6 protein-coding genes and 2 pseudogenes are annotated in these 8,792 nt (G+C 47.1%); 2 read left to right on the top strand and 6 right to left on the bottom strand.

From position 1 onward, the window contains the following. A pseudogene (locus AK963_RS32360) lies at positions 1 to 176 on the top strand (IS256 family transposase); the annotation flags it as partial. Next, entirely contained in the window at positions 142 to 864 is a 723-nt protein-coding gene (locus AK963_RS21840; protein ID WP_066017540.1) for a 3'-5' exonuclease, read from the top strand. The pseudogene AK963_RS32360 and the gene AK963_RS21840, both read left to right, overlap by 35 nt. Before the next feature lie 39 nt (positions 865 to 903). Here the strand turns inward: AK963_RS21840 and AK963_RS21845 are convergent, their stop codons facing one another. From AK963_RS21845 to AK963_RS35760, 6 genes and pseudogenes are all read right to left on the bottom strand, one after another. Continuing rightward, a complete protein-coding gene (locus AK963_RS21845) occupies positions 904 to 2,079 on the bottom strand; it encodes a DUF3322 domain-containing protein (RefSeq protein ID WP_066017541.1) in 1,176 nt (391 codons plus the stop codon). Further along, positions 2,076 to 5,489, bottom strand: a complete 3,414-nt coding sequence (locus AK963_RS21850; RefSeq protein ID WP_066017542.1) for an ATP-binding protein — start codon at positions 5,487 to 5,489, stop codon at positions 2,076 to 2,078. The genes AK963_RS21845 and AK963_RS21850 overlap by 4 nt, the downstream gene beginning before the upstream one ends. After that, entirely contained in the window at positions 5,482 to 6,264 is a 783-nt protein-coding gene (locus AK963_RS21855) for a DUF4194 domain-containing protein (protein WP_202969824.1), read from the bottom strand. Before AK963_RS21855 ends, AK963_RS21850 begins: the two co-directional genes overlap by 8 nt. Further along, positions 6,261 to 7,721, bottom strand: coding sequence for a DUF3375 domain-containing protein (locus AK963_RS21860; RefSeq protein WP_066017544.1), 1,461 nt, complete (start codon positions 7,719 to 7,721; stop codon positions 6,261 to 6,263). The genes AK963_RS21855 and AK963_RS21860 overlap by 4 nt, the downstream gene beginning before the upstream one ends. A 140-nt stretch (positions 7,722 to 7,861) precedes the next feature. Continuing rightward, positions 7,862 to 8,608 (bottom strand): AAA family ATPase, encoded by a 747-nt coding sequence (locus tag AK963_RS21865; RefSeq protein ID WP_139117583.1) that lies wholly within the window; start codon positions 8,606 to 8,608, stop codon positions 7,862 to 7,864. A gap of 8 nt (positions 8,609 to 8,616) precedes the next feature. Further along, positions 8,617 to 8,792 (bottom strand): annotated as a pseudogene (locus tag AK963_RS35760) (IS256 family transposase); the annotation flags it as partial.

Genomic DNA, 8,792 nt, shown 5'->3' on the forward strand with positions numbered 1-8,792 from the left:
GCGTCATTCGTAAGGCGATCAAGAACCGGAAGATTTTTCGGACTGATGAGTCAGTCATGAAGGTAATCTATCTGGCCATGGAAAAAGCTTCCGAGAAATGGACCATGCCGATCAGGAACTGGAAAGCAGCCATGAACCGGTTTGAAATTATGTTTCCTGACCGGTTCAAGGAGTAATAGTTTTGGTGGCGTTTACACAGAATTATTTACAGGCTCTGTCGCCTTTGGGAAAAAAGTCGGTATCGAAGTTCTTGATGGCGGCCTCAGCATTGGAAACAGCTCCATTTTTTTATCGGATCTCGAACAAACCAAAGGGTTTGAGTTTGACTTGATTTGCATAGTCAATTGCAACGAGACTGTAATCCCTAACCCCTACCTCCCAGAAAGCGAGACTTTCAGAGATTTGGCGAGATTCTATGTCGCAATGACTCGCTCAAAGTCTCAACTCATATTGTCGTACTCTGAAAATAAGTCTAAGTACCTTGAAGGGGTTGATGATCACTTCCTCGAAGAACCTTGGCATCATTTTCATCCTGGCACCCCTACTTTACTGGGGAAACCGGAAAGGCTGCATAATATCAATTATGAAGGCAACATCCCTGATGACTATAGCCTTATGACGGGAGAGCAATTTCTTTACAGCTTTAAAGCTATTGGTTTGGATGGAAGTTTAATCAAAAAAATCCGGGAGTTAGTCGATGGCAAAGGACTGAAATCAGGTAAAGATCAAGTGAAATGGCGCAATATGGGAAAAGCTCTTTATAGTGTTCAAAAATCGCCCAGGTCACGTAATCAGTTTGGCCCCGAAACTTACAAGCTTTTTATTGAACTTGCAGAGCGAGTAGGAATTAAACCCATCCAGTAACATATTGATTTCTGATTTTATATGCAGCCTGGTTGCTTTTCAGGCTGCACTCCAATCGTATAAGTTCTGCTGAATATAATCCTGCGATAACCTTTCCTGCTCTAAGCGTGTATTCTCAAATTTCCCGTCCTTAAGGTCGTTAAAAAGAATAAGCTCATCAACAAAAAGATTAACCGGCTGGTTTGGGTATGGATTATTTTCGGCAGACATTCTTTTAGAAAAGGTATTCACCGTAGCAGTGTCCATCATCAATGGCTTAACCTCTGGTAAAAAACCACGTACGTCACTCAGTATGGACAGCCCCCAAGTATCAATATCACCCCAATAGCCTACAGACCTGGATTTTAACCAGTCAGCATTCATCCAGGCAACATTCTTTCCGCCACCAATCACAGCAACGGTATGGGGAAGTTCAGGAAGGCCAAAACCAGATTCCTCATTTTCTACAACAAGGATATGAGTTCCTGGCAGGGGCATTTCACGCAAGGAATCCGTTGCTAATTTTAGTTCCGAAAGGCCGAGCAGTTGCGCCCGAGTTGTCGGACAAAGCGGCTTGATAATCAACCAGCCTTTGGGCTTTTCTTTGCAGCCCAGCCATTCTACAAGCCTGTTCTTTATTGTTTCATCGTCGTGTATGGCCGACAAAAGCTCACTGATCAATCCCGAGTAATTCTCAATAAATTTGGTATCAATACCTTTTACCGGGATAGCCCTGAGGTACAGTCCGTTTCCCATTCCGGGTTGCAACTGAAGAAGCAGATTCGCCATTGCCTGAATATCGACCTCAGACAGTTTTTCCAGATGCGGAAGTTGCCTGATCACCATTGCCGTCAAGCGTGTATCCACTGATAGAAACTGCGAAATAATCCATTCCCAGTGTCTACTCTTTGTTATTGCTTCAGTCCCCAGGATTTCAAAAAAAGCCTGTAATGATTGGATTTCTACAGCGACAGGTACCTGGTACTCCCCAAGCTTCTGATAGTTTTTTCTCTCCCACTGCACCTGGCTTGCAGGTTCCCAACGCTGCCACTGGCAGAGGAAAGACTGAAAACGCGCAAAATCATCCAGAGCCTGTCTACCCGTTGGCGCTTTCAGCGATATTCGCAAGGGCAGCGATCGCTCCTTCAGCAGCAATCCCCTGAGCCGATCCCAGCGCTCCCACTCTTTTTGTCTAAGTTGTTCGAGTACTTCATCAACCGTAACGCCCCAGCTCATAAATGCTCACCCACAACCGGCTCAATCTCGATATCCAGTGCCTTTATCTTGCTTTTCAGCGTTTTGTGCTCCTTCATCCGCCGATCAATTTCGGCCCAGGTCACTTCGCACAATTTGCTTTCATGAACTTTGGAGTCTCTTTCTGCAATCAATAGCGATTTGGCTGACTCTCTGGCAAGGTTTAAGTTTTTATAGGGCGTAATCAGGTTGATGTGAATATTCAACTCACGGAAGACTTTTAATACACGGCGGCTCACTGATTCAGCGGTGTTGGAAAACGCTTCATCCAGAAATACAGTGCTATAAATTGGTTTGTCGTGCCCATCCGGTGTCAGTACATAGGCCAGGCTGGCGGCAACAATGGTGCCGGCAAATGACTCTTTTTCGCCACCGGATTTACCGGTGGAAGAAGCCAATACATCGAGAACTTTGTGCGTCTCATTATCAATCTCTTCCGCATAGAAACTCAGCTGATAGCGAGAGTCCAGCAATCGAAGACTTTCAAGATTATTCGCCGTGACCGATGCCGTTGCTTTCTCAAGCACGGCAATAATTTTCTGCAGGTTATCATAACGAGCTTCATGGTCTTCACTATTTGCCTGTTCAAGAGCCGATCTAAGCTGCTTTTTAAACAGTTTTACATGCTCAAACTCTTCCGCCTTGGCGCCCAGGCGAAGGTGTGAACCGTGCTTGAATTCCGTTCTGGCCAGCACCTGGTTTATGGTCAGAATTCGTTCTTCGATCTCTTCGCGTTCCGAGATCATTTGCTGGTTAATATTCGCCAGTGATTGTGTAGTATGACGATTCAAACGTTCTCTGAAGCGGTCTACCAACTCTGGCAGACCTTCAGTTTCGAGCTTTTCAAGATACTGAATAAAGTCCGACAGCCCCTCAATGGATTTCAGCCAGTCTTCGGTAATGTGTTTCCATTCAGTGGAAAAGGCCGACATAATCCCAACCGCTTGTCGTGAGGCGCTCTCAGCCACACCAGAAGCCTTTTCCTTTTCACGGCCGATTTCTTGTTGATGCTCCTCCTGGAGACCTATGGAGTTATCAAGATCATCATCAACAAGATCACCAATACGTTCCTGCAGTGCTATACGAACTCCATCTTCCAACCCACAAGAGGCGGCTTCTCCGGCTTTATCCCTGGCGCTTTCAGCGCTTTCTTTTTGGCTCTCCAGAACGGCATGACCCTTACTCTTTTGCTCACGATCATTCTGCGCAGCCTCATAATTATCCCGAGCATCCTCCCAACGCCTTTTTGCCGTATCCAGATCACCACCGGCTTTCTGCAAATCTTCAAGCTCATTTTTGCACTGTTCTACCTTCTGCTGCCAATAGGGTACATTGATTGCATCCCAGGTGAAGTCTTTCAAATTCATCCATAAACGAGCCATTTCGCCGGCCTGGTTCAGAGCCTTTCTTGCCAGGTTCGTAGCTTCCTCCAGGCTTTTAACCTGTTCGATCTGATTTTTCAGGTCCTGCTGCAGCAACGCCAATCGATCTTTGTTGGAAAAGCCCAGCTGCCATACCCGCCGGTCATGAATGGGTTGCTGGTCCTTTTTCTCAAACCGACCGTGTTCCAGGTGCATCAGCCCCTGCTCGGTCATGGAAAAAGGTGTCTTATCCAGCATCTCAGTGCTGTCTACACAGTGCATGTCAAAGCGAGCCAGATGATGCTTCAACCACTCCCTGTAAGGATGCTCACGCCACTTCAGTTTTCGAAGATAGCCGTCCGTCTTGAATGATGCATTCCCGGAAACATTGCTTCTGACGACCTGAACACGAACATGCAAGCCGGTATGACGATGATTTAACCATCGGGTCACCAGATGATAGCTTTTTTCCGGCACCGCCAGTGTTGTGCGTAATCCACCAAGCGCCCGCTCAATAGCACCCTGCCATTTTTTATGCTCCGGATGAACATCCACAAGCTCACCAATAAACATCAATTCACTTTTCGGGATATCCAGGGATGTCGATAGTTCATCCCGAAGTTGCTGGTATTTTCGATCTATATTCGAATCCGGTAGCGCCTCTATTTCCCGAATTTCTTCCTCAAGTGACGTTTGCAAAGCCACAGATTCACTAAATTGACCGGCAGCAGCGCCAAAAGCATCCTGTAACCTTTGCCTTTCTTCGTCGAGATTGTTGCAGCGTTGTTCAATTACTTTGGCATTATCCGCAAAAGCTGTTTCTTTCAGGTCTGTTTTTAGCGCTAATCGTTGGGAAGTTGTCTGATAATTTTGAGCTTTCACATTCACTTCCGAAAGCTTTTCGGTATTGCGTTCAAGTTCCTTTTTCAGCTGTTCAATTTTACTGCCCCCAGCTTGAATATAAACGTCATACCGGCTGCGCTCTAAATCTTTGGCATCTTTTTCCTTCTGAGTTAACAACCGTAGCTCAGTTTCACAGTTGAAAATTTTCTGTTCGATACTTTTTATTCGTTGCGTCCACAGATGATGACGCTGTTCACCAAACCAGACTGGCAACCCCGATAATTGAGCTGATAATTTTCCAGATTGATGCTTTGCAGCGTCAAACGTCGCTTTACAGCCGGGTAATGGCAGTAGTCGATCTCTCTGGCTACGGGCTGTCTGTAACTCGCCATGAATCCTCACCAGATCATCAAAGCCCTCTACAGCCTTTCGGGCATCATTCTGAATCTTACTGGGTTCCAAAACCAGCTTGCGAATCAGATCAGTTAGATCATCGATCTTTTTTAAACCCAGTGCTCTCGATAGTAATGCCGGGGCGTTTTTATTATCCATACGCAGCAACTGTCGATAGACCGCTTCATAGGCAGCGTGGCTTTCACCATAATAGGCAATAGTTTGGTCATCACTTAGCTGTCGCTTCAACTGTCGGGCATTGCCAGAGCTGAACCCCTGCAGCAATTCCTGCAATTCAATGTTCCGCTTCCCAACCAGATACAGCCGGTTCACATCCCGTAGCGCATTAGAGTTCTGAGTCATCCAAAACAGTGCGGCAAGGGTAATTTCAGAACCATCTTCTGCCCGATACAAGGCCCTTAAACCGGATACTACGGAACCGGGTCGCTTATTCAGAGTATTGGTTCTGGTCCCGTCATGCTCAGTTCCATAGCTGCCACGAATGTAGGAGATCAATGACCGGTCTGAACGATCCCCCTGGGCTGCTGCCACGTTAAAAGATGCTTTGCCAGCCGGCAGCAGCAATGCCATTAATCCATCGATAAAAGTGGATTTGCCTGAGCCATTATCGCCCGTGATCAATGTGCCATCCGGGTTAATCGAGCCGGTATGCAGTTGATTAAAAGACCCCCAGTTATAGACAGATATTTCCGCTAGCCGAATCTGACCGGTACTGAACAGGTCTTCAAATGAAAGTGTTGAAAGTTGTGTTTCTGATTCAAAGAGATCACTCATCGTCAGAACTCCCTTCAGTTTCGGAAGGCTCTTCACCTACAGGCTTCCCCGCCAATGATAAATAGCTTGCCAGCATTTCCTGTAAAAAGTCGGCATTAACCACATAACGAATCACAGGGGTGATTTCAAATCGCTCGCCGTCTTTGGAACCGGTCAGAATTTTCCGCTCCTTCATCTTGTCCAAAGCGCCATTCAGATTTCTCCGGTCGCTCCGGCTGCTGTTCGTCAACGGCAGAAATGGGGTCAACAGCGACTCAATATGATCAATATCAATGACCACCTGTTGCTCCCCGGCACTTTCCCGCTCCTGAAAATACTTCCGCAGCACCAGTAACAGAAGTGTGTCGTATACAGAAAGGGTTCGACGGCTGATCAACGAGACAGGCTCTTCATCCTCAGATTCCAGATCTTCCATCGCCTGTTCCTGAAGCAGTGCAATACCTGCCTGTGGGTCGAGAACCATTTTCAGATACATCTCTGCCAGATGTTCTTGGATGGGAGCCTGATAACGACGGAGTGTTTCAAACACTGCACTATTGCTCTTCGCATTCACAACCCCTTGACGCATAAGCCGTATTAAGGCTCGCCGAGCTTCGGGTGCTAATCGAAAATTGGGCTCATCATCGGTGCTGGATACACGTTTTTCTTGACTATCCTCACTGCGATTATCGGGTTCACCCAAGATCTGATCGCTCTTATCCTGCTCTTCTGCCGTTGATTGAATCAATTGGTCAAACAATGCCGATGCCTGCCCAACAGGGGTTTCATTACTCACAGCGATAACTCCTCAATCCGTTCAGGAAACTGATCAGCGGATAGCAAATAACAGGGGATGGACGCCTGAAGGCACTCACCCTCAGAACCGTAAACGACAACATTTTCCCGGTCATTCAAAGTGGTGGCAGACACCGCCTGGGCAACTCGCATATAAGCTACCAGCTCTTCGATCCCTTCGCTGATCGGCAATTCTTTGATAATACCGGCAATGGTCAGAGGGCCGTGCTCTTCTAAAAGGCTCTTGATGTTTTCTGCCACTTCAGCCACTTTGACCGACTGAAGATGTTCAAGCATGGCGTCACTGGGGGTAGATTCATTGACTCGAGAAGCAATATTGCTGGTATCAATCGCTTCTTCCGGCACCCGAAGCCTGAAACTGTCCAGAGAGGTTATTTTTGCTGAACCGGCATTCAACCGCAGGCCAGTATCCACTTTCAGGCTAATATCCTGCTCCCGCAGTGCTAGCGCGGTTTGTTCCAGCTGTTCAAGCAACTGGTTAACAGCCCTGTTTTCAAGGTGGGCACCGCTTTCAACATAATTACGCAAACTCTCTTCAGTACGGTTGCGAACCCGGAAAACATGGTGGCTCTCCTGATTCAACTCTTTTAACAACCGTTCCAGATAACGACACTGCTCTTTGCTGAGATGGGCTGCAGCAGGCCGGCTGAGTACAGAACGTAACTGTTCCTTAAATTCCATGCGCCGGTTGGTATCACACAACAGTTGGAAGAATCCGTCAAAGGCACGCCCGGCATCGGATTCAGCCAGTATATTTTCCTTTTCCAGTAGGGATTCCAGAATATCCCCGCGATGATTCTCTGATTCAATCATCTCCACCCGGAGTTTCTGATCCATATGACGGATTTCATCTTCAACCCGCCGAAAATCACCGGTCAGTAACGAGGCCAGTTGATACACTTCCTGAATCCGCTCCCGTTGCTCAGCTTCTGGCAATTCATAAACAACACCGGCTTCCAGATCATCAATCTCCCGTTGCAGTTCGGCTTTTCGGGATTCCAGCAGGATGATTCGCTCTTTCGGGTCAGGGCTGAGCGCCACCGCCAAATCTCGCACTGCATCCTGAACAATTCGCAGGTGTGAAGCAGTGGCATTACTGCCTCGTTCTTCAAGCCCTTTCACAAATCGCATAGCCAGTTCACAGGCATCAGTTCGTGTCAGAAGGTCATTCAACTCGCGCAGCCAGCCATCCTGAATCCATTGGCGGAGGTAAGCCGTGGCTTTTACTTCACCGTCTAACTGATCATATTCCCGCAGCCGGTTAAGCTCCGTATCCAGAATGGCAATGGCCTTGCCAAAAGGCACTTCATTGGTTTCACGAAAAAGCTCGGCGATAAACGCCAGAAGCAGCGGAGCATTGTCGGCCTTCAGCAGTTTCCAGGTGCGGTTCTCCTGATGCAAACGGCTGAACCGGGCAAACTTCTCATGAAAGCTCATAACGGCGATGAACCTCTGTTGGGCTTATTATTGGAGGGCAGCTACTGGCAGAAGTTGGGCAGACTGGCCTGATCCGAAAACCAATTCTAAACGAATGTGCATGTTTAGTTGGAGTGCCGGCCAGTCAAAAAGTTTCATTCTTAGAAGTGGTACTTTTCTCCTCTTCGACGGAAGGCCTCTTCAGAACCTTCCATAATATCGAGCACCGCTTCGGCTACCTTTGGATTATCAAGACCACCTTCTGTTTGTTTTACACCCTGACCATCTTTAGCTTCCAGTGCATAGACCAGTTCTGCATCACCATTAACCGGTAAGTTGGCGTTATGAGTAGCGAAGATTAACTGCCTTTCCTGCTTGACCTTTCTTAACATTGGAACAAGCTCGTTGTATATGAATTTAGAATCCAATTCATCTTCAGGCTGATCCAGAATAAGAGGCCCTTCACCATGAGAAAGCAAAACGGCAAGTGCAGCAGTATTTCTTTGTCCGTCTGATAGCGTGCCATCACTTACCGTCCCAGCGACAGAGCCATCTGAGCGGAAAAGCTTAAGATCAATATTGTCTCTAACCGGCGTTAGAGTCACTTCCCGCCATTCTCTCAACTGTTTGAGAAGATAAGTTTTAACTTCTGGAAGTAATGCTTGGTAATCCGCTAGATCAAGAGCTGAATTATCATTGAGCATATCCCGTATGAAATGCCAAATAGAGTGGCCGGGTTCTTTATTAAAAGCGTCATAAAAAGCTTCTCCAAGTTTATCCCAATTACGGCCCAAGGCAGTGCGTCCATCAGGGAGCAGTTGGGAGCTACACCAACTTTGAAGAAAAGATGACTTATCACCTGCATAGGCGATAGAGAGAGCCTGTAAATAATTCTGTGTAAACGCCACCAAAACTATTACTCCTTGAACCGGTCAGGAAACATAATTTCAAACCGGTTCATGGCTGCTTTCCAGTTCCTGATCGGCATGGTCCATTTCTCGGAAGCTTTTTCCATGGCCAGATAGATTACCTTCATGACTGACTCATCAGTCCGAAAAATCTTCCGGTTCTTGATCGCCTTACGAATGACGC

This window comes from Endozoicomonas atrinae, from assembly GCF_001647025.1.
GTDB classification, from domain to species: Bacteria; Pseudomonadota; Gammaproteobacteria; order Pseudomonadales; family Endozoicomonadaceae; genus Endozoicomonas; species Endozoicomonas atrinae.